Here is a 20,040-nt window from a genome sequence, read left to right as displayed (position 1 = left end):
CTTTCCCTTCAAAATTCTAACTAAAATAAATCAAAACATACTTATCACTAATATGACGATAACTTATTAATTAATTTTAGTCAAAATATTTTTTAATTCTTCTTCAGAATAATGGTACTTATTGCCACAAAAGCTACAAGTCAGCTCAGCTCCGTAATCTTCATTTATCATGGCTTCGATTTGACTTTTCTTCATTGTTGCTAAAATCTTGCCATATTTTTCTTTAGAACAATCACACTTGAAGGCAACTTCATCTTTTTCTAAAATCTTACAGTCATCGCCTAGAATCATAGCTGCCAATTTTTCAGGAGTCAAACCATCTAAAAATGCCATAGAAAGCGCAGGTAAATTGTTGATGCGATCAATAGTTTTCGTAATTAAGCTATCTGTTGCACCAGGCAATGCTTGTAGCATGAATCCACTTGCTTCACCGATAGTATTATTAGGGTTAACAAATACAGATAAACCAACAGCTGAAGGTATTTGTTCTGATTTTGTTAAATAATAGGCAATATCTTCAGCAATTTCACCAGAAACAATAGGTACTTGACCCGTATAGGGCTCTTTTAAGCCCAAGTCTTTAGTTACTTCAAGCCACCCTTCGCCAACTGCTTTTTTAACATCAATATGGCCATTCTTTTTTGGTGGCAATGCAATGTGAGGATTTTTAACATAACCCTTCACAGTTAAATCTGATTTGGCTGTCACAATCGTGGGACCCACGGGTCCATTGCCTAATAGTCTGATAGTCAGTTCTTCCTTATCGGTAAGTTCTGCTCCTGCTAGTAAAACTCCTGCTATTAAACTACGTCCAAGAACAGCAGAAGAAGCTGACCAAGTGTCATGGCGAGTTTGTGCCTCTTGAACCAAACCTTTGGCAGTTATTGTTAACAGACGCAAGTTTTTTGATTTATCAATTGCTTTAACTAAATAATCATTCATTTTATTCTCCTAAAAAAATAGAGCCTAATTGTAGGCTCTATTAAATATTACTCTTGAGGATGATCATTTTCACTAGGTGACTGATCGGTATCATTAGAATTTTGCTTTCCTGTAGAATCTTCATTTTTAGATTCTGAAGAATTTAACTCATGCTCTTTTTCTTCTTTATCTAGCTCTGATTCTTTTGGAAATTCATTCTTTTCTGGATTCTCAGGATTACTTTCTTCTGCTTCCTCATTCTTTTGGGCAGGTGATTCCAAAGAGCTATCTCTTTCTTCCTGTGCCTTTTCAGAATTTACAGTGTTCTTTTTCTGAGATTGATTTTCTTTCTTTTCAGCAGCTGCTTTAGCTTCTTCATAAGTTGAAGCCTTTGATTCACTAGGATATTCTTGTTCGGTCTTTTCAGGCATCTTGCCTGTGGTGTACAAAGACATAATCTGCTTTTCATCTAAAGTTTCATACTTAAGCAGAGCTTCAGCAATAATACGATGTTTTTCACGATTATTTTTCACAATCTCAACTGCTTTAGCGTGAGCTTCGTCAAGTAGCTTCTTAACTGCTTCATCAATTTTGGCAGAGGTTGCCTCACTATATGGTTTAAAACCATACGGATTGGTTTCGCCTTCTTTTTCCAGTTCTACCATTCCTAATGAGTCGGTCATTCCGTAATTAACTACCATACTATGAGCAATTTGTGTTGCTTGCTCAAAGTCGTTAGAAGCACCTGTTGATTGATCACCAACTACCACTTCTTCACCGGCACGGCCACCCATTAAACCAACGATTTGTTCCATTAACTGTTTCTTGGTTAACAGGAACTGGTCATCTTTAGGCAACATCAAGTTATAACCACCTGTTCTGCCATGGGGAACAATAGTTACTTTACGTACCGTTCTTGAATCACTTAAAACTAACCCGCAAATAGAGTGACCGGCTTCATGGAAAGCAACTCGACGCCTTTCTTTTTGAGAAATCAAGCTATTTCTCTTGGCAGGACCAGCAATAACGCGATCTTCTGCTTCATCCAAATCAGCAGCAGTAATATTTGTGCCATTACGTCTTGCCGCAAGTAGAGCAGCTTCGTTAAGTAGGTTGGCCAAGTCGGCACCGACAAAACCTGGCGTCTGGCGAGCAATTTCCTTTAAGTCAACATCATCAGCCAGAGGCATGTTTTTGGCATGAACACGTAAAATAGCTTCACGACCACGAACATCAGGAGTTCCAACCAAGATTTTTCTGTCAAATCTACCCGGCCTTAGTAAAGCCGGATCTAAGACGTCGGAACGGTTAGTAGCTGCAATAACGATTACGCCTTCGTTACCTTCAAAACCATCCATCTCAACTAACAACTGGTTTAAAGTTTGTTCACGTTCATCATTGCCACCGCCACCGGCATTGCCGCCACGTCTACGCCCAATGGCATCAATTTCGTCAATAAATATAATACTTGGAGCATTTTTCTTAGCATTGGTAAACAGATCACGTACACGACTGGCACCAACACCGACAAACATTTCAACAAAGTCAGAACCTGAGATTGAGAAGAATGGTACATTCGCTTCGCCCGCTACGGCACGAGCAAGCAACGTTTTACCAGTACCCGGAGGGCCCTCAAGTAAAACACCCGAAGGAATTTTAGCACCAAGCTTAGTAAATTTAGCTGGGTTCTTTAAAAATTCAACTACTTCTACTAATTCTTGTTTCTCTTCTTCTTCACCAGCAACATCAGAAAAACGAACTTTATTTTTCTTGGGATCCTCAGGTTTTACATGAGAGCGCCCAAAGTTCATAATGCCGCCATTGCCGCCTCGGCCACCGCCGCTTTGACTGACCATCATCCAAAGCATCACAATGAAGAGAATAGTTGGCACCAGCATCACAATTGTGGAAATCCAGTTACCAGACTGTGACTCCCCTTGAGTCGTCATCTTAGTGCTGCTCTTTTGAGCTAAATCTTGAACTTTAGACACGCTCGAATCATTTTGCAACATTGTAGTTGAAAAACGTGATACTTTTGAGCCTGAATTGCCATTAAAAAAGTCAAAACTGTTTTTTGACTGGCTTTTACTTTCCTGTGTTTCCTTATAACTACCTGAAACAGTATAAACACCATTTGCAGGTTGAATGTTAAAATCCTTAACTTTTCCCTTGCGCAAATCACTGACAAATTCAGAGTAGCTGATATTTTCACTGCTGCCAGAATTATCTGATCCACCAAGTGCCCAGTTGATTCCTCCTAATAACAAGAGAAAAACAACTATATAGAAAAGACCATTTGAAAACAGCCGATTCCGGTTATTTTTCATAAAAAACCTCCACAAAGTTTCTAGAGATATACGAATAAAAGTTTATCACAAATTTAGGTTGTGCTCTAATAATTTAAAATTTCTTATTAAATGTCTTCATACAAAAAGTAATTTGTCTCATTAGAACTGACCATTTGATTAGAGTATGTTCTTTCAATAAAAACGACTTTATCACCAGCATAAATAGTTAAGCAATAGGGGCGCAATATATTTGGAATACTACTTTGAGCAAATTTTTTCTTACTCCTTGCATGATTGCCATTTTGTAATATCAATTTTGTTCCGGGTCTGATTGAACCTACCCTAATTTGTTTTTTATTTTCTGCAACAAATTGACCAATTAACTTTAGTGACTCTTCTGATTCAAGTGAAAGCAAAAATTTACGATTATTAAAAGAAAACTTTTGATCCACATTGACTTTTTGGGTTATCGGTAAAGCAGGTAATTTATTAAAAAGATAAAAAAAGCCTTGATAAGCAATTAAAGTGAAATTGGCTAAATTCTTATTAACGCGTTCATGCCACTTATGCCAAATAAAGTTTTGCCAAAATGCAGTTTTTTCTTCATTGCTCAAATCTTCTAAAGCACTTATTTCTAAACGGTAGGCTATACCTAAAAAAGGTTCCGGTTGCTTTAACTGAGCAAAACTGTTATTTGCTATTGCAGTTAACAAACTAACTTGTTGGCTAAATCTGAGAGCATTACGACCAACTTGCTTGTTTTCCTTTTTGAGCAATGGAATCACATGATGACGCAGCTTGTTGCGCAAGGTATCATCTTCATTGTTGGTCTTATCAATCACATAAGATATTTGTCGCTTATGATCGTATAACAATAAGTCTTCTTTTTTCTTACTTAAAAGTGGTCTTAATAAAGTCATACCTTGAATTTTGCTAATTGGCTTTAAACTGTTCATTTCACTAGGATAACCAGAGCGTATAAACTTAAGCAAAATATTCTCAAGCAAGTCATCCATATGATGGGCTGTTAATAAATAATCACCCTGATTTTGCTGCATCACCTTCACCAAAAAATTGTAGCGATACTTTCTAGCAGCAGCTTCTATCCCGGTAACAGGATGTATATTTTGAGGCCAAATTTCATTAACTAACTGAATATTTTTATTCTTACAGTATGCAGTAATTACTTTTTCCTCTTCCAAAGAATCTGACCTAAGCTGATGGTCTAAATGAGCTGATATCAACTTAAATTGATAGTGTTTCTTTATTTGATAAAGCAGATCGAGCAAAGCCAAAGAATCTGGTCCTCCACTAACCGCAACAACGAGGGTTTTACCGGTTAATGGCAAATGATTTTCTTTAAAAAAGTTATCAATTTGCATAACTAACCAAGTCTTTTTCTAATTTTTTTATTTCTTTTTTAGCATCAGATACTGTTTTAGACAACACCATGGTAAATTTTTCTTTTTTAGTGTCGGAAAAAGAATTAGTATGATCAATTAAATCAGGATCATTAACTCTCATTTTGGAGAGACCAATTTTACCCTTATAGTTATGAATAATTACTACTCTTATCTGCTCACCAACATGATAATTGCTTTTTTCACGTAACCAATTATTGCCAAAATCACTATGATGAACTAATCCCGTCTTATGATGAGAAAGAGTAACAAAAATGCCTAAGTCACTAATGTTATTAATAGTTCCTGTCACTCTCTGTCCAACTTGGTATTTCATTAATTATTATTTTTTCCTTCAGGCAAATTGTAAATTGTTTCGTTTGGTTTAGAATACAAAAACTTGAACCGTACCAGTTTAGCCACGTAATCAGGATCTTTTAAATCGTTTCTTTTTGATATTAAAACTTGCTTTTGATTATTTATCTTTTTAAGAGCCTTTTTAGAAGTTTGTACTTGACTATTAATATGCTCAGTTTGAGCATGAGTAACTCCAATTTGCACGCCTAAAAAGGCAAAAATAGCTATAAAAACTGCAATAATCCGATTTCGCCTAACACGATGTACTTCTTTTGCTCTTTTTTCCTGTTTACGTTTCAGACGAGCAACCTGCTCTTCCGGACTAAGTGAATTATATATCCGTGGACCGTTCATAATTTTGACCTCTATTACCAAAACAAATACTATTTTAATTATAACAAGACCACTTATAAATGTCATTAAAGATAAAAACTAATTTATCAATTCGTATAATTCACTTGCTTCAGCTTTTTTCGTAGTTTCTTTAATAGCACAGACTCTTGCTTTGACTTCTTTTGAGCCATATCCAACTTCAATAATATCTCCAATTTTGACATCATAGCTGGACTTAACCACATGATCATTTACCTTGATTCGACCTTGGTCAGCCATTTCTTTAGCAATTGGACGCCTTTTAACTAATCTTGAAACTTTTAAAAATTTATCAATTCTCATTTCTTTCTCCTTATTTTTGTATGATATCACTGACTGCTGACATAAATGTTACTAAATTAGCAAATAGTTGCCGGTGATTTATGTTTTCGGGTAATTCCAGCAATACAACTAGTCTCTTAACTGGAGAGAGACTGATTTTAACCTTATATGATACATGTTCTAGAGCTTTGAAAATATTTGGTCCCTGCAATTCACTAGATGCTTCTTTAGCAAATTCAACTTTTACTTCATGATCATTAACTTTAGTTATGTTACGTGCTTGAGCCAAATCTGCTTCAGCTTTTAGTTGTGAAACAGCTAGCAGATTTTCTACCGGCTCAGGATAATTGCCAAAACGATCAATTAATTCGTCTTGAATTTGTTCAATATCAGCAGTACCAGCCGTTTTGATCTTTTTATAAAACTCAATTTTTTCCTCCTGATCGCTAATATATTGATCAGGAATATATGCTTCAAGCCCTAAATTGATTTCAGCATTGCTTTTTTTGACTTTCTTTTTACTTTTACGGTTTTTAATTGCATCTGACAGCATTTGAGAATATAAATCATATCCAACACTATCAATAAAGCCATGCTGCTGTGCTCCTAACATATTGCCAGCTCCACGGATTGATAAATCTCGCATGGCAATTTTAAAACCAGAACCCAGTTCAGTAAAATCGCGAATAGCATCCAACCTTTTTTCACCGACCTCAGTTAAAACTTTATTAGGCTGGTATAAAAAATAAGCATATGCTAAACGAGCACTGCGTCCGATTCTGCCACGCAATTGATATAGCTGACTTAAACCATAGTGATCTGCATTTTCAATCAACATAGTATTGACATTAGGCATATCAATACCAGTTTCGATGATTGTTGTGGTAACTAAAATATCAAATTCTCTGTTTAAAAACCGATACAGAATATCTTCCATTTGATTTTTGCTCATACGGCCATGGACACTAACAATTCTAGCACTCGGCATTAGGTTCTCTAATTCTGTTACCACGTCATCGATGTCGCCAATATGATTATGCAAGTAGAAGACTTGGCCACCGCGCGCAATTTCCCTCATACAAGCCTCCTTAACCACGCTTGGTATTTGCTCCATCACGTAAGTTTGAATAGGATAACGATTAGATGGTGGGGTTTCCATGACTGACAAGTCTCTCACGCCAATCATTGACATGTGCAAAGTCCGTGGAATTGGCGTTGCAGTTAAAGTTAAAACATCAATATTGGCTTTCAGTTCTTTTAGCCTTTCTTTGTGCTTAACGCCAAATCTTTGTTCTTCATCAACAATGAGCAAGCCTAAGTCTTTGAACTTTACATCTTTTGAAAGCAAACGGTGCGTTCCCACTACTAAATCAATTTTGCCTTCTTTTAGTCCTTCTGTTATCTTTTTAGCTTCAGCGGGTGTTTGAAAACGGGAAAGGGCAGCATAATTGACGGGAAAATTTTTAAACCTGTCCTGAATCGTTTCATAATGCTGCTGTGCCAAAATTGTTGTAGGTACTAAAAAAGCTACTTGCTTGTTATCTTCTATTGCCTTAAATGCTGCTCTTAAAGCTACTTCAGTTTTACCAAAGCCTACATCCCCCACAAGCAAACGATCCATCGGTTTTTCTTGCTCCATGTCGTGCTTAATTTCTTTAATTGAGCGCAGCTGATCAGGCGTTTCAACATAAGGAAAGGCATCTTCAAACTGTCGCTGCAGGTCATCGTCTTTTGAAAAAGCAAACCCCTTTTCCGATTCTCTTTTAGCATACAAGTCAATTAAGTCATCGGCTATATCTTCAACTTTAGATTGTACTCTACTCTTAGTCTTGGCCCACTCACTCCCGCCAAGTTTATTAACGTGTGGCCTTTTGCCCTCTGAAGCAACATATTTTTGCACCAGTTTCAGCTGATCTGCTGGAACAAATAATTGATCACCATGCTGGTAAGTAATGGTAATATAATCTCTTTTTACACCATTATTTTCTAAAGTTTTTATTCCTTCAAAGCGTCCAATTCCGTGATTAACATGAACAACATAATCTCCTGGTTTTAATTCAGTATAACTCCGCAGTCTTTGAGCATTCTCCATAGTTTTGATTCTTCTACTATGGTGAGTTACCTTATTAAAAAGTTCTCGCTCAGTTAAATAAACCAGGTCATTATTAGGTAAACTAAAGCCACTGGTAAAACCACCAACGGTAATTTGAGTTTGATTTTCTATTAAATCGTTTGACTGTACAACAGGAACATCCATGCCAAACTCAGCCATTGTCTGACTAATTTGTTTACCTCTTTTGTCGTTATCAGCTTGTAAAATTACTGTCTGCCTTTTTTTCTGATATGACTCAATTTCAGACTTGATTAGAGGCATTTGGCTGAAAAATTGCTGAGGTTCCCTAGTCTGCCAATCAAATAACTGTCCTAGTTTTACACGGCCAATACTGCGCTGAAATAACGAGAAATAGATATGATTATGTTGGTCTTGCGACCAATTTTCATGAAAATCACTGCGCAATTCTTGTCCTGGAATCATTGCCCCAGTTTTTAATTCATCATCAATAAAACCGGCGTTTTGTTCATCTACAGACTTAACAGCCTGTTCAATTAAAGGCCAGTCATCCAGCATCACTATTCCTGAATCTGACAAATAATCTAATAAATTCTTAGGTTCAGCTATTAAAAAGTCTGTCAAAAAAGCGTAATTTTGTGGTAAAGACCCATTCTCCAATTCATCTAGGGATTCTGCAAAATGATTATTAACATCTTTTTCAGGTGCAGGAGAATCTGCTATAGCCTTTTTTATCTCTTGTGCTGCTTGTTTGAAATTATTAGCAGAAAAAACTCGATCTTGGGCAGCAGTTACAACAATTTCGTCAATTTGTTTTTGACTGCGTTGACTGGCTAAATCAAATTCCTTAATGGTATCAATTTCATCACCAAAAAATTCAATTCTAACTGGATTTTCTCTATCTAGAGGATACACATCCAAAATATCTCCCCGTAACGCAAACTCCCCTGGCTTAGCTACTAAATTTTCTCGCTGAAATCCTACCTGCACAAGCCAGTTAGTCAGTTCTGACAGGTCATATTCATTCTCTGGAGCGAATTTGCGTCTTGCTGCCTCATATTTTTCCGGAGCAGACAACTTGTATTGCAATGCTTGTGGCGTAGCAACAACAATGCCCGCTTTTTGACTTAGTAAAAAATTAAGTGCTTGAATGCGGCTGCTTAATTCATCAGGCGAAGTAACAGCAGTTTGAGTTGCAATTGATGCGTCAACCGGAAAAATTTGCACACTGTCTTCCGGCATAATAGCATTTAATTCACTGTATATTTTTTGTGCTTTATTTTCGTTTTCCTCCAGCAAAATTAACGGTTTACTCAAAGTTTTTACTATTTGACATAAGAGCAAGTCAAAAGCACCGGCATTTGCTCCAGTGATTAAAGAATTTTTTGTTTTGCTAATATTGGCAATAAAACTTAGCAGATCATGATCTTTTTCAATAATATTTGTTAAACGCATTTTTAATTATATTTGTTCATTAAGTACTGCGAGCTTTTTCCAGCAATAAAGTCAGTTATGACTTCACTAGCCGTCGAAAAAGCTTCATCCATCAACTTTTTTTGCTCAGTATTAAATTGTGATAAAACCCATGAAACGACGCTAGCTTCCGAGACATTATCAGGATGCCTAATACCAATTTTCAGCCTGTTGAAGTCGTTAGTGCCGAGATCACGTATAATACTCTTAATACCATTATGACCCCCAGATTTGCCATTTGCACGGATGCGGATTTTACCTAAAGGCATATCCATGTCGTCATGAATAATCAAAATTTCTTGCGGATTAACCTTGAAAAAGCGGGCAAATTGAGCAACTGATCTTCCCGAATCATTCATAAATGTTTGTGGTTCAAGAAGGATAACGTCAACACCAGCAATCTTCTGCTTGGTATATTTTCCTTCAAACTTTTCTCTTTCAAGTGTTAGGCTATTTTCTTTTAAATAATAATCTAAAGCCATAAAGCCAGTATTATGTTTTGTTCCCTCATATTTTTTGCCTGGATTGCCCAGACCAGCTATAATTTTCATCAAATTTCCCCTTACTTTTTATCGTAATAATGATAGCACAATCAACTGCTTTAATTTTTTCAAAGACTATTACACTTTGATTTCATTAGCTAAATTAGCTTTTTTAATTGTACTGCAAGTGCTAAAATCATTTTGAATAGTTATTTTACTTTCATATTTATTTAATCCTTGATTTGTTTATGGTATAATTGTTGGGATTATTTTTACAACGGAGGCAGTTTCATGCTTATCAAATCTTTAGTTATTAAAAAAGATTACTTAACAACAGTTAACGAACACGCTACGCTTGAAGAAGCATTAAAAATTCTGGAAGATTCTGGGTTTAGATGTGTACCGATTTTAGATGATACCGGCACCATTTTCCGAGGTAATATTTATAAAATGCATATTTACCGCCATAAATCTCAGGGAAAGGACATGAGTCTACCAGTTACGTATTTATTAAAAAATGCTACTAAAACTATCAAGGTTAATTCACCGTTTTTTAAAGTTTTCTTCACAATCAAAGACTTACCTTATATTTCAGTCCTAGATGAAGAAAATAAATTTTATGGTATTTTAACCCACTCAAGACTGCTTGACATGTTATCAGATGCATGGAATGTGAAGACGGGATCGTATGTACTTACAGTGTTAACTGATAATTCTCGTGGAAATTTGGCTAAAATGACCAAAATTATCAGTAAATTTTGTGCAATAGCAGGTGTAATGAGTCTTGATGCATCTACAGCCGGTGAAACGGACAATGCTGTGAGACGTATCTTGTTTACATTACCGGCAGGACTTACTGAAGACACTTTAAAAGAAATTGTTAGACGTCTTGAACGTAAAAGTTATGTTGTTGCTGAAATTGAGGATCTTCAAGCTGGAATGACACTGATGAGCGATGAAAATCCAGGTGTTTATATCAATCAAGAAGATAACAATTAAATATCATCATTATAAAGAGTCTGGGAAAAAAACTCTAACCTAACTAAAAAGGCTGACAAATCACGTCAATAAAACGTTGATTTGTCGGTCTTTTTAAATTGTGAAATTTTTTAATTTAACTTCAAAGAGCACTTTTTTCCCAGAATCTTTTGCTTGCCTATTTTATTAATTATAGTATTTCCGCGGCAAACGATCATCAAGCAAACAGGCAACTTCATAATGAATGCTATCAACATAGTCTGCTGCCTTTTTGATACTGTTTGGTGCATCTGGATCATTGGAAATCAAAATCACTTTGGTTCCTACTGCCATTTCGCAAGGCAATTTAACCATTAACTGATCCATGCAAACGCGTCCAACAATAGGACAATACTCAGATCCCACCTTAATTTTAAAGCCCTGAAACTTACGTATGAAGCCATCTGCATAACCAACTGGTACCGTCCCGATAATCTCATCATGGTCAGCAATATAAGTTGAACCATAACCTACACCCTGACCCTTATGAATGGTATGAACCTGAACTAATTCACTAACAAAAGACATTGCCGGTTTCAATTTAATTGCGGTTTTTAAATCCGGGCCTGCTGGATTTGATGACGGGTTTAAACCATAAATGCCAATGCCAAAACGGACTAAATCACTGTGAACCCTCTTATTAAAAACACTGGCTGCAGTGTTATCAACGTGAATCCATCTTGGCTTTAACTTCAATAATTTTTTAAAATGTGCGAAACGGTCAACTTGACTCAGAAAGTAGGAATCATCACTGCTATCAGCTGAAGCAAAATGGGTAAACATTCCTTCAACATTAAAGTTTTGATTATTAAGCAAAAATTCATTCGCAGCAATAAACTCTTCATCTTCGCTAAAGCCAATGCGACCCATGCCAGAATCTACCGCTAAGTGAATTTTTAATTGCAAGTGGTTCTGACTTAGTTCTGGCTCAGAATCTTGTAACCATTTTAAATTAGGAACTGTCAAAGAAATACCATTGACAGCTGCTAATGGAGCATATTTTACGGGAGTCACTCCCAAAACTAGAATTGGCTGAATAATTCCAGCTCTCCGCAATTCTAACGCTTCGTCTAAAATAGCAACGCAAAAACCACTAACACCGACTTTGACTGCTTCTTGAGCAATTCGTACTGCACCATGACCGTATGCATTTGCTTTAACTACAGCAAACAGCTTTTGATCAGGTCTTAAATGTTTAATTTCTTCTTTGATATTTTGTCTAATTGCAGCTAAATCAACATATACCGCTGCAGGTCTATGAATTCCAGGAACCATTTTTATTTCTCCAAAACAATTAATGTAACTATTTCATGTCTATCATGAGTAATACTAGGAAAAATTTTGCCATCGAATTTAGCGGAAGTAGTAATTGGATGCCCCAATTCATCCCACAATGTTTCTATATCTTGCAAGCCAATACCTTTGCCAAAACCTGTTCCAATAGCTTTGACAAAGGATTCCTTGATAGAAAAGCGACCTCCCAAATATTCGGCCTTACGTCTGCCTGATAGTTTTTGGTACTGCTCAAATTCTTTGGGAGTTAATACCTTACGAGCAAAATTATCCCCTTTGGCAATAATTTTTTCTACACGTTCAACTTCAACAGCATCAATACCGACTCCAACGATCATTTTGTTTTCCTCTTAATATCAAAAATATAATACTAAAAAAGAGTTGTAAATTGCCACAACTCTTTTTTAGTAAAAATGTTAACCTTTTTTATTTTTAATAACGAAGTTTTTGCCATTACCAGAACGGCGAGAATGTCCTCCACGATAATTGCCACGGCTACGGTTACGGTCACCGCGATAGCCACGACTATTCCTTCCGCGGCTATAATGACCACGACCTCCTCGACCATTGCCCTTATATGGCAAAGGCTTTTCCGAACTGATTTTGACTTCAACATTTGCAGAGTCTTTGGACAAATTCTTCAAAAAGGCAGATACCAAATCAACTGCTGAATAGTTTTCTAACAATTCATTTGCATCATCGGTATATTTGGATAAGTCCTCTTTCATAATATCTTCAATCTTGGACTTAGCGACCTTCAATTGGCCACGTAAGGCTTGATCATCAGATGGTGGACGAAGAGGCGTCATTTTTTTCTTAGTTAACTGCTCAATCGTTCTCATATAACCAATTTCATTTGGCGTAACAAAAGTGATGGAACTACCGTTTTGACCAGCACGACCAGTACGACCAATACGGTGAACATAAGAATCAGGGTCTTGGGGGATATCGTAATTGTATACATGAGTTACACCGGAAATATCCAGACCACGTGCAGCAACATCTGTTGCCACTAAAATATCCAGCTTGCCAGCGCGAAATCTCTTTAATACAGTAAGTCTCCGCGCCTGAGAGAGATCGCCATGAATCCCCGCGGCATTATATCCCCGTGCCTGAAGTCCCCTGGTAACCTCGTCAACGCGCCGTTTAGTTCTAACAAATACCACTGCCAAATCGGGACTCTCAACATCAATCAAGCGGCACATAATGTCAAATTTTTCTGAATCCTTTGCCCGTACAAAGTACTGGTCGATTAAGTCGGCAGTTAATTCTTTAGTCTTAATGCGCACAATCTCTGGGTTATTCATGAACTTTTCACTAATGTTCAAAATTGGCTTAGGCATTGTGGCACTAAATAATAAAGTTTGTTTACGATTTTTAACGTAACTTAAAATACTTTCTATGTCTTGGATAAAACCCATGTCCAGCATTTCATCGGCTTCATCTAAAACAATGGTATTAACATTTTCCAAATCAATCGTTTTTCGCTTTAAATGATCAAGCAACCGTCCCGGCGTACCTACTAAAATTGCAGGCACATGGTTCTTAAGGGAACGAATTTGCCGACCAATATCAGCACCGCCATATACAACTTGTACCCGTGCATTCTCGTCACGCCCCAGCCTGAAAAGCTCTTCTTGTGTTTGAATAGCTAGTTCACGAGTAGGTTCAATAATTAAAGCCTGAATAACCTTATTATGTTTATCTAAATTTTGTAAGATAGGAAGCGCAAACGCTGCAGTCTTACCAGTACCGGTTTGAGCTTGTCCAATTACATCCTTGCCCGCTAAAGCTAGAGGAATTGTCTGTTCCTGAATCGGTGTTGCTTCTTCGAAGCCTGAACGCTTAATCGCTTTTAAAAGCTCATCTTTTAATCCTAATTCTGAAAATTTCACTAAATTCTCCTTATCTAAGCCGTTCTACTACTTTTTCCAGGTGCATCCCGTGGGAGCCTTTCAAAACAACAATGTCGTTCGGCTTAATATCATTTTTTAAATCTGCAATCAATCGTTGCATCTGATCTTGAGGGTAATAATGCAAGTTTTTAGGCTGATAACTTTCTTTAAGCGCAGCCGCCAAATGCGCCATTTCTGTCCCATATAAATAAACTTCATTAATCACTTGGGGATCAAGACAATCTGCTAGACCAGCATGAAGATCAGCTGACCTGTGCCCTAATTCTAACATATCACCCAGAACAGCGATTCTGCGACTTCCTACAGGTATCTGAATTTGACCAAAACTGGTTATTACAGCACGTACAGCAGTCGGATTGGAATTATAGACATCACTCATGATGTCTTCTCCTACATCGCCTTTTTCCCATTCCATTCTATCAGCAGTGGGAGTAAATTTTTCCAAAGCACTAGCGATTTCTTCATCACTTTCACCAAAGTGCCTGCCAACACAAAGCGCCGAAAGTGCATTAGAAACATTGTGCTTGCCAATCATCGGAATAGTAAATTTATGAGCAGAATTATTAATTGTAAAAGTAGCATGATGTTTGTAACTGCGATAACCTGTTGCATAAACTGTATCATTTTTTGCAAAACCAAAGGTAACTTTTGCCTGTGTTATTTTATCAGCTCTTTCACGCAGAAGTGGTTCATCACCATTATATATTAGTTCGCCATCTTCACGTAAAAAGTCGGTAATTTCCATTTTAGCATCGGCAATTCCTGCACGTGAACCTAAAAATTCAATATGAGCTTCGCCAATCATAGTAATAACTGTAACGTCAGGATGGGTCAATTCACTTAGTTGATGCAGTTGTCCAGCATGATCCATACCCATTTCTAAAACCAAAATTTCTGTATTCGGTTTCATATCTAGAATAGTCATGGGCACGCCAATTTCATTGTTGAAGTTGGCATCAGTTTTATGAACATTAAATCTCTTCGCTAAAACTGCTGCTGTCATATCTTTAGTAGTCGTTTTACCATTTGACCCGGTAATACCAACAACAGTGGGATTGACCTTATTTAAGTAATACTGCGCCAGTTCCTGCATACTAGTTAACGGATCATCAACTTCTAAAACTGCAATACTATCAGGTTTATTTGGATGATCCTTTTGCCACAATGTAGCACTTGCCCCGTTGCTAATTGCACTATTGATAAAATCATGACCGTCTCTATCGCCCTTTAGCGGTACAAATAAGCCGCCAGCAGCGATTTTTCTAGAATCAAAGGCAACAGAAGTAATAACGGTCTGATCATTGCCTTCGCACTTTGAATTTATTGCTTTGGCTATCTCTGCCAGTTGCATTTTCATCTTTTTATCTCCTAGCCGAAAAGAGTTTTTTGCTAAAGTATTAATTATACTCCTTATTTAAGTAGTATAACAATTATGCTTTACATAAAAAAGCAGCCCCAATGGGACTGCCTTCCACCAGATTGAAGATATTACTTGTTGTTCATGCCATACTTCTTGTTGAACTTTTCGATTCGACCATCGGCCTGAGCAAACTTTTGCTTGCCAGTGTAAAATGGGTGAGAATCTGAAGTAATTTCAACCCGAACTAGTGGGTAAGTTTTACCTTCATAATCCACTGTTTCTTTTGGATTCAATGTTGAACCAGCAACAAACTTAGCACCAGTTGCTGAATCCATAAAGACTACTTGTTGGTAATCTGGATGAATATCTTGTTTCATATTTATTTCTCCTTTGCCATGACTCCTATTGCAAGTCATAGATTAATCGATTAACGTTTAATACCTTATCATCTTTAAAGGCAAAATTCAAGACTTATTTATTATAGCAGCTGCATCAATTTAAAACAATGTCATTCGGCTTAACTTCTTTGCCAAAGTATGGTTTTAATTCCTTATTATAATCAGCATTAAAGAATTTTTTATTTGCCAATTTAGTAATTTCTTTATTCGTCCAATTTAAAAGTGACTTATTGCCCTTTTTAACTGCAGGGGCAATAAATTGATTAGGGCCAATATTTTTAATTCCAACAGTGTAATTAGGATTCTTCTTTACCCAAGCATAAAGATATGAATTATCATCTGCTAAAGCAGTAGCACGCTTATTTTTAAAAGCGTTGAATTGCTGCGTTTTTGAATCAAATTTCAGTAAATCAACCCCACCCTTTTTGGTAAAGTAATTTTCTGCTGTTGTACCCTTGTTGACAATCATGTTTTTACCCTTTAGCTGAGAAGCGCTTGTAATTGGTGCATTCTTAGGAGAAATAACTCCAACTGATACCTTCATGTATGGCTTGGCAAAGTCAACAACTTGTTTCCGCTCAGGTGTTTGTGTAAAGTTAGCTAGAACAATATCGGCTTTATTTGAATTAAGAGTATCAACACGATTATTGGCATTAACCTGGGTAAATTTCACCTTAACACCCAAATCCTTAGCCATTTGCCGTGCAAGACGAACATCATAACCAAGACGGTTACCATGATCATCAACCCAACCATAAGGAGGCAAATCACCAAACACGGCAACTCGCAAAACGCCCCGCTTTTTAATCGCAGTCACGCTGCTTTCATTCGCATTATTGTTATTATTTTTTGATGACTTAATACCAAAAAATGCAGCAACTGCAATAATTAAAACTACTAAAACACCAATAATAATATTTCTGCTTTTATTTTTCTTCATTATTTACTCCTTAAAAGTCCATACTAGTCAAGAAATCACGAGCACGATCTGTTTGGGGATGTTCAAAAAATTCTTTACCAGGTGTATTTTCCAAAATTTTGCCCTCTTCTAGAAATAAAACCTGATCTGCTATTTGGCGTGCAAAGTTCATTTCGTGGGTTACGATAATCATTGTCATATGATCAACACGGGATAAATCGGTCATAATTTGTAAAACGCCCCGAACCATCTCGGGATCAAGAGAAGCTGTAACTTCATCAAACAGCATTACTTCGGGGTGCATGGCCAGTGCTCTGACAATAGCAATTCTTTGTTTTTGTCCACCAGACAATTCTCGAGGATAAGTATCAACGTATTTTTCCAATCCTACTCGTTTTAACAGCTGCAGAGCCTCTTTTTTGACTTCTTCTTCAGATCTTTTTTGTACTTTTACCGGTGCCAGCAAAATGTTTTCAAGAACGGTAAAGTTAGGAAACAAATCATAACTTTGAAAAACCATGCCAATTTTTTGGCGTAAGGCCTGCCAATTTTTAGCATCAGTCTCAATCTTTTGTCCTTTAAAATAGAGCGAGCCACTTTTAAAATCTTCCAAGCCGTTTAAGCACCTAATTAAAGTACTTTTACCAGAACCGGAAGGACCTAATAATGTCAAAACTTCACCTTGATGCAGAGTAAAACTAATATCATGTAAAGCTTGCCAATCACCATAAAACTTGTTTAGATGTTCAACGCGTAAAACTTCTTTTGTCATTTATCTCACCTGTCCTGCTTTGCTGCTAGCCGTTTAGACCATACTGATAACGGATAATCTATTATGAAATATAAAAAGAAAATCAGACCATAAATCCAGAAAACAGCTGTCGGATATTTTTGGTTATTCGCTTCAATAATCTGTTGTCCAATCGCGATGACATCCATAATACTGATCATCATTAGTAAAGAGGTAGTCTTAATCACTCTTGTAGCCAGATTAATAGTTGCTGGCAACTCAAGCTGCACTGCTTGGGGCAATAAAACGTAGCGAAAAAGTTGCACTTTGCTCAAGCCCAAAGCTAAGCCTGATTCTTTTTGAACAATAGGAACTGATTCTATTGCTCCACGAACTATATCACTGAACTCAGCAGCAACCCATAGGGCAAAGGCTAAAACTGCCATCCAACTGGCAGGCCAATTGATATGAAAACTGCGCGGTAAAATATAGTAGAACAAAAATAATAGTACGATCGTGGGAACTATCCTGAAGAATTCCAGATATAGCCGCAAAATAAACCGAATTATTTTATTGGGTAAGGTGCGCAATACGCCTAGGAATGTACCTAAAACAAGACCAATAATCAGACTAACACCTGCAATCCAAACAGAAGTCCACAAGCCTTGTAAAATTCTGCTAAAGTTATTGCCGCTAAAGAAAACATTAATCGCCGAATGTGCCATAGCGTACCTTCCTTTCTAAATAAGTTAACAGTAAAATAATTGGAATTAAAATAATTGCGTAGGCAATCACCAAAATTAGCAGATACTCATTTGTCCGGTAATACATTCCAATTAGGTCTAGAGCTGTATTAGTTAATTCAGGAATAGCAATCACTGAAAAAATGGAAGTCTCTTTAATCAGGAATATAATGTTTGCTGTTAAGGCAGGCATACTTAGCGCAAAGCCTTGCGGAAAGACAACATAACGGGCCAATTGCAGATTATTCATCCCTAAAGCTTTACCATCATCAATCTGAGTGGCACTGACCCCGGCAAAACCTCCTGTAAAACCTTCAGCCATATATGCTCCACCAAGAAATACCAGACCAATAATTCCGCAAGTTTGGGCTGACATTTTTAGTCCAATAACTGGAAAAGCATAGTATAGGAAAAACAATTGAATTAATAAAGGTGTATTTCTTGCTAACTCTACATAAGCTGTTATTAGTTGACTCAAAATTGGTACTTTAAAATATTGGATTAAACTGCAGAAAACTCCCACTACAATAGAAAAAATTATGCCAACAGCAGACAACCAGATAGTCAGTTGAAAAGCTTTTGCAAAAATAGGCAAACTTTGATTAATAATTTGCCAGCTCATTTTTAACCTCCCCTGCAGTACTTAAATGGACTCAGAAGTCTCATTATTTGTCACAGTAGTTCTAACAAAACAAAAGGCCTGCGGATACTTTATTCGCAGGTCCTAAATACTTATTGTTTTAGATTGGAGTGCGAATACTAAAAGAAACAATTATTTTGCAAATGATCTAATGAAATACATTTCTTTTCAGTTCTTTGCATTTGTCTCATTAACTGCACTTCTTTCTAAAACATCTATCAGTGCTTCTAATGCTATGCTTTTACTTACTTTTTGTCAATAACTTTGCTTAATATTACTCTCATTTTCTATCTTTGGGCTAATAAAAAACGCGCTTGATTAAACGCGTTTGGTCTATTTATTTAATTTTCTTAAGACTGTGACTTTTCTTTAATTGCTGCAGCAGATTTTTCCAACAATTTTTCTTCAGCTGGAGTTAGCTGTAAATTAATTTTGTAAACTATGCCTTTTCGGCCAACAATTGCAGGATAAGACATGTAAGTACCATACTTTTCTTGGTAACTTGATACTGGTAATTCTGTCCGTGAATCTGTTAAAACGGCCCGCACAATTCTCACCGCAGCAGCCGAGACCCCATAATTAGTGTATTGCTTGCCCATAAACACTTTTTGACCACCAAATCTGATTTCATCTTCTAAGTCACTTGGCTGCCATGATTCTTTTTTAGCCAATTCAGTTAATGGCTGTTCAAATACTTTTACTGTTGACCAGGCTGTAAACTGAGTGTCACCATGTTCACCTAATGCAAAGCCACTCACAGAACGAGGATCAACATTAAACTTTTTAGCTACAACTTTTTTCATTCTTGCTGTATCAAGTAAAGTACCAGTACCCAAAACATGTTCTTTGGGTAAACCAGTTAATTGCTGGTAAAGACTGGTTATTGCATCTACTGGGTTGGAAATAACAATCAGAATACCGTTAAAGCCACTATTTTTGATAGATTCTGTAATCGGGCTTAATTGCTTTTTATTATATTCAAGTTCTTGGAACCGATCACCCTTTGTTTCTAATGATATTTTCCCTAATGTACTAATGACAATGTCAGCGTCTTTTAGTGCATCATAATCATTAACAATGATGTTGGTATGATATGGCAAATTGGCCATTGCATCTTCAAAGTCAATTGCATCAGCGTTAACCTTGCCCTCATTAACATCAATCATTACTAAGTCGTCTGCTAAATCTGAAATAATTAATTCATGTGCAACCGTACAGCCAACATGACCATCACCGATAATACCTATTTTTGTTGTCATAATTAAGTGCCTTTCTTTTTAAAACTGTTGAAACATCTCAGCAAACTCTCAATTACTCTTTTATTATACTAAAGATAGGGTTTAAAAAGATGTTTTCGCTATACTAAATAAAGCAATCT

At 36.6% G+C, this 20,040-nt stretch carries 19 protein-coding genes; 1 reads left to right on the top strand and 18 read right to left on the bottom strand.

Annotation, left to right across the window (positions count from 1 at the left end; genetic code table 11):
- Window positions 1–66 precede the first annotated feature (66 nt).
- The 8 genes from hslO to pth all read right to left on the bottom strand — a co-directional run bounded on the left by hslO (window position 67) and on the right by pth (window position 9,715).
- A complete protein-coding gene (gene hslO, locus H3U49_RS04680; RefSeq protein ID WP_198180060.1) occupies window positions 67–942 on the bottom strand; it encodes an Hsp33 family molecular chaperone HslO in 876 nt (291 codons plus the stop codon).
- 47 nt (window positions 943–989) lie between these two features.
- Window positions 990–3,248 carry an ATP-dependent zinc metalloprotease FtsH gene (ftsH, locus tag H3U49_RS04675; protein ID WP_198180058.1) on the bottom strand — a complete coding sequence of 753 codons (2,259 nt, stop codon included), beginning with the start codon at window positions 3,246–3,248 and terminating at the stop codon, window positions 990–992.
- Window positions 3,249–3,334: 86 nt separating this feature from the next.
- Window positions 3,335–4,591 carry a tRNA lysidine(34) synthetase TilS gene (gene tilS, locus H3U49_RS04670; RefSeq protein WP_198180056.1) on the bottom strand — a complete coding sequence of 419 codons (1,257 nt, stop codon included), beginning with the start codon at window positions 4,589–4,591 and terminating at the stop codon, window positions 3,335–3,337.
- A complete protein-coding gene (locus H3U49_RS04665) occupies window positions 4,581–4,946 on the bottom strand; it encodes a S1 RNA-binding domain-containing protein (RefSeq protein WP_187160516.1) in 366 nt (121 codons plus the stop codon). Before H3U49_RS04665 ends, tilS begins: the two co-directional genes overlap by 11 nt.
- A complete protein-coding gene (locus H3U49_RS04660) occupies window positions 4,946–5,323 on the bottom strand; it encodes a septum formation initiator family protein (RefSeq protein WP_198180085.1) in 378 nt (125 codons plus the stop codon). The genes H3U49_RS04665 and H3U49_RS04660 overlap by 1 nt, the downstream gene beginning before the upstream one ends.
- A gap of 75 nt (window positions 5,324–5,398) precedes the next feature.
- Complete coding sequence (locus H3U49_RS04655; RefSeq protein WP_198180054.1) at window positions 5,399–5,641, bottom strand: RNA-binding S4 domain-containing protein; 243 nt, start codon at window positions 5,639–5,641, stop codon at window positions 5,399–5,401.
- 10 nt (window positions 5,642–5,651) lie between these two features.
- Window positions 5,652–9,146 (bottom strand): transcription-repair coupling factor, encoded by a 3,495-nt coding sequence (mfd, locus tag H3U49_RS04650; protein ID WP_198180052.1) that lies wholly within the window; start codon window positions 9,144–9,146, stop codon window positions 5,652–5,654.
- Between the two features lie 2 nt (window positions 9,147–9,148).
- Complete coding sequence (pth, locus tag H3U49_RS04645) at window positions 9,149–9,715, bottom strand: aminoacyl-tRNA hydrolase (protein WP_198180050.1); 567 nt, start codon at window positions 9,713–9,715, stop codon at window positions 9,149–9,151.
- A gap of 222 nt (window positions 9,716–9,937) precedes the next feature.
- On the opposite strand from pth, the gene cbpA reads away from it, so the two are divergent.
- Entirely contained in the window at window positions 9,938–10,645 is a 708-nt protein-coding gene (gene cbpA, locus H3U49_RS04640) for a cyclic di-AMP binding protein CbpA (RefSeq protein WP_109586610.1), read from the top strand.
- 165 nt (window positions 10,646–10,810) lie between these two features.
- On the opposite strand, the gene alr is transcribed toward cbpA, so the two are convergent.
- The 10 genes from alr to H3U49_RS04590 all read right to left on the bottom strand — a co-directional run bounded on the left by alr (window position 10,811) and on the right by H3U49_RS04590 (window position 19,921).
- A complete protein-coding gene (gene alr / locus H3U49_RS04635) occupies window positions 10,811–11,938 on the bottom strand; it encodes an alanine racemase (protein WP_198180047.1) in 1,128 nt (375 codons plus the stop codon).
- A 2-nt stretch (window positions 11,939–11,940) separates the two neighbouring features.
- The gene (acpS, locus tag H3U49_RS04630) at window positions 11,941–12,294 is read right to left on the bottom strand and encodes a holo-ACP synthase (RefSeq protein ID WP_198180045.1); all 354 of its coding nucleotides are present in this window, start codon (window positions 12,292–12,294) and stop codon (window positions 11,941–11,943) included.
- Between the two features lie 78 nt (window positions 12,295–12,372).
- On the bottom strand, window positions 12,373–13,851 hold the full coding sequence (locus tag H3U49_RS04625) for a DEAD/DEAH box helicase (RefSeq protein WP_198180043.1): 1,479 nt from the start codon (window positions 13,849–13,851) through the stop codon (window positions 12,373–12,375).
- Window positions 13,852–13,861: 10 nt separating this feature from the next.
- Window positions 13,862–15,229: a UDP-N-acetylmuramoyl-tripeptide--D-alanyl-D-alanine ligase gene (gene murF, locus H3U49_RS04620; protein WP_198180042.1), complete on the bottom strand. Its 1,368-nt coding sequence runs from the start codon at window positions 15,227–15,229 to the stop codon at window positions 13,862–13,864.
- A 131-nt stretch (window positions 15,230–15,360) separates the two neighbouring features.
- Window positions 15,361–15,609: a type B 50S ribosomal protein L31 gene (locus H3U49_RS04615; protein WP_198180041.1), complete on the bottom strand. Its 249-nt coding sequence runs from the start codon at window positions 15,607–15,609 to the stop codon at window positions 15,361–15,363.
- 115 nt (window positions 15,610–15,724) lie between these two features.
- Window positions 15,725–16,570: a transporter substrate-binding domain-containing protein gene (locus H3U49_RS04610; protein ID WP_198180040.1), complete on the bottom strand. Its 846-nt coding sequence runs from the start codon at window positions 16,568–16,570 to the stop codon at window positions 15,725–15,727.
- A 10-nt stretch (window positions 16,571–16,580) separates the two neighbouring features.
- Window positions 16,581–17,321: an amino acid ABC transporter ATP-binding protein gene (locus H3U49_RS04605; RefSeq protein WP_198180039.1), complete on the bottom strand. Its 741-nt coding sequence runs from the start codon at window positions 17,319–17,321 to the stop codon at window positions 16,581–16,583.
- 5 nt (window positions 17,322–17,326) lie between these two features.
- Window positions 17,327–18,004, bottom strand: coding sequence for an amino acid ABC transporter permease (locus H3U49_RS04600; protein ID WP_198180038.1), 678 nt, complete (start codon window positions 18,002–18,004; stop codon window positions 17,327–17,329).
- Window positions 17,985–18,644: an amino acid ABC transporter permease gene (locus H3U49_RS04595; protein ID WP_045928479.1), complete on the bottom strand. Its 660-nt coding sequence runs from the start codon at window positions 18,642–18,644 to the stop codon at window positions 17,985–17,987. The genes H3U49_RS04600 and H3U49_RS04595 overlap by 20 nt, the downstream gene beginning before the upstream one ends.
- Window positions 18,645–19,012: 368 nt before the next feature.
- Entirely contained in the window at window positions 19,013–19,921 is a 909-nt protein-coding gene (locus H3U49_RS04590) for an L-lactate dehydrogenase (protein WP_198180037.1), read from the bottom strand.
- Between the last annotated feature and the right edge of the window lie 119 nt (window positions 19,922–20,040).

Origin of the sequence: Lactobacillus sp. W8174 (assembly GCF_016100975.1) — a bacterium.
Classification (GTDB): domain Bacteria; phylum Bacillota; class Bacilli; order Lactobacillales; family Lactobacillaceae; genus Lactobacillus; species Lactobacillus juensis.
The sequence above is the reverse complement of the archived record's forward strand: the minus strand, read 5'-3'. Positions and strand labels throughout refer to the sequence as shown.

Excerpts from the sequence above, each read along its gene's own strand:
- hslO (WP_198180060.1), bottom strand. The coding sequence starts at position 942 with ATGAATGATTATTTAGTTAAAGCAATTGATAAATCAAAAAACTTGCGT.
- ftsH (WP_198180058.1), bottom strand. The coding sequence starts at position 3,248 with ATGAAAAATAACCGGAATCGGCTGTTTTCAAATGGTCTTTTCTATATA.
- tilS (WP_198180056.1), bottom strand. The coding sequence starts at position 4,591 with ATGCAAATTGATAACTTTTTTAAAGAAAATCATTTGCCATTAACCGGT.
- H3U49_RS04665 (WP_187160516.1), bottom strand. The coding sequence starts at position 4,946 with ATGAAATACCAAGTTGGACAGAGAGTGACAGGAACTATTAATAACATT.
- H3U49_RS04655 (WP_198180054.1), bottom strand. The coding sequence starts at position 5,641 with ATGAGAATTGATAAATTTTTAAAAGTTTCAAGATTAGTTAAAAGGCGT.
- mfd (WP_198180052.1), bottom strand. The coding sequence starts at position 9,146 with ATGCGTTTAACAAATATTATTGAAAAAGATCATGATCTGCTAAGTTTT.
- pth (WP_198180050.1), bottom strand. The coding sequence starts at position 9,715 with ATGAAAATTATAGCTGGTCTGGGCAATCCAGGCAAAAAATATGAGGGA.
- cbpA (WP_109586610.1), top strand. The coding sequence starts at position 9,938 with ATGCTTATCAAATCTTTAGTTATTAAAAAAGATTACTTAACAACAGTT.
- alr (WP_198180047.1), bottom strand. The coding sequence starts at position 11,938 with ATGGTTCCTGGAATTCATAGACCTGCAGCGGTATATGTTGATTTAGCT.
- acpS (WP_198180045.1), bottom strand. The coding sequence starts at position 12,294 with ATGATCGTTGGAGTCGGTATTGATGCTGTTGAAGTTGAACGTGTAGAA.
- murF (WP_198180042.1), bottom strand. The coding sequence starts at position 15,229 with ATGAAAATGCAACTGGCAGAGATAGCCAAAGCAATAAATTCAAAGTGC.
- H3U49_RS04615 (WP_198180041.1), bottom strand. The coding sequence starts at position 15,609 with ATGAAACAAGATATTCATCCAGATTACCAACAAGTAGTCTTTATGGAT.
- H3U49_RS04610 (WP_198180040.1), bottom strand. The coding sequence starts at position 16,570 with ATGAAGAAAAATAAAAGCAGAAATATTATTATTGGTGTTTTAGTAGTT.
- H3U49_RS04605 (WP_198180039.1), bottom strand. The coding sequence starts at position 17,321 with ATGACAAAAGAAGTTTTACGCGTTGAACATCTAAACAAGTTTTATGGT.
- H3U49_RS04600 (WP_198180038.1), bottom strand. The coding sequence starts at position 18,004 with ATGGCACATTCGGCGATTAATGTTTTCTTTAGCGGCAATAACTTTAGC.
- H3U49_RS04595 (WP_045928479.1), bottom strand. The coding sequence starts at position 18,644 with ATGAGCTGGCAAATTATTAATCAAAGTTTGCCTATTTTTGCAAAAGCT.
- H3U49_RS04590 (WP_198180037.1), bottom strand. The coding sequence starts at position 19,921 with ATGACAACAAAAATAGGTATTATCGGTGATGGTCATGTTGGCTGTACG.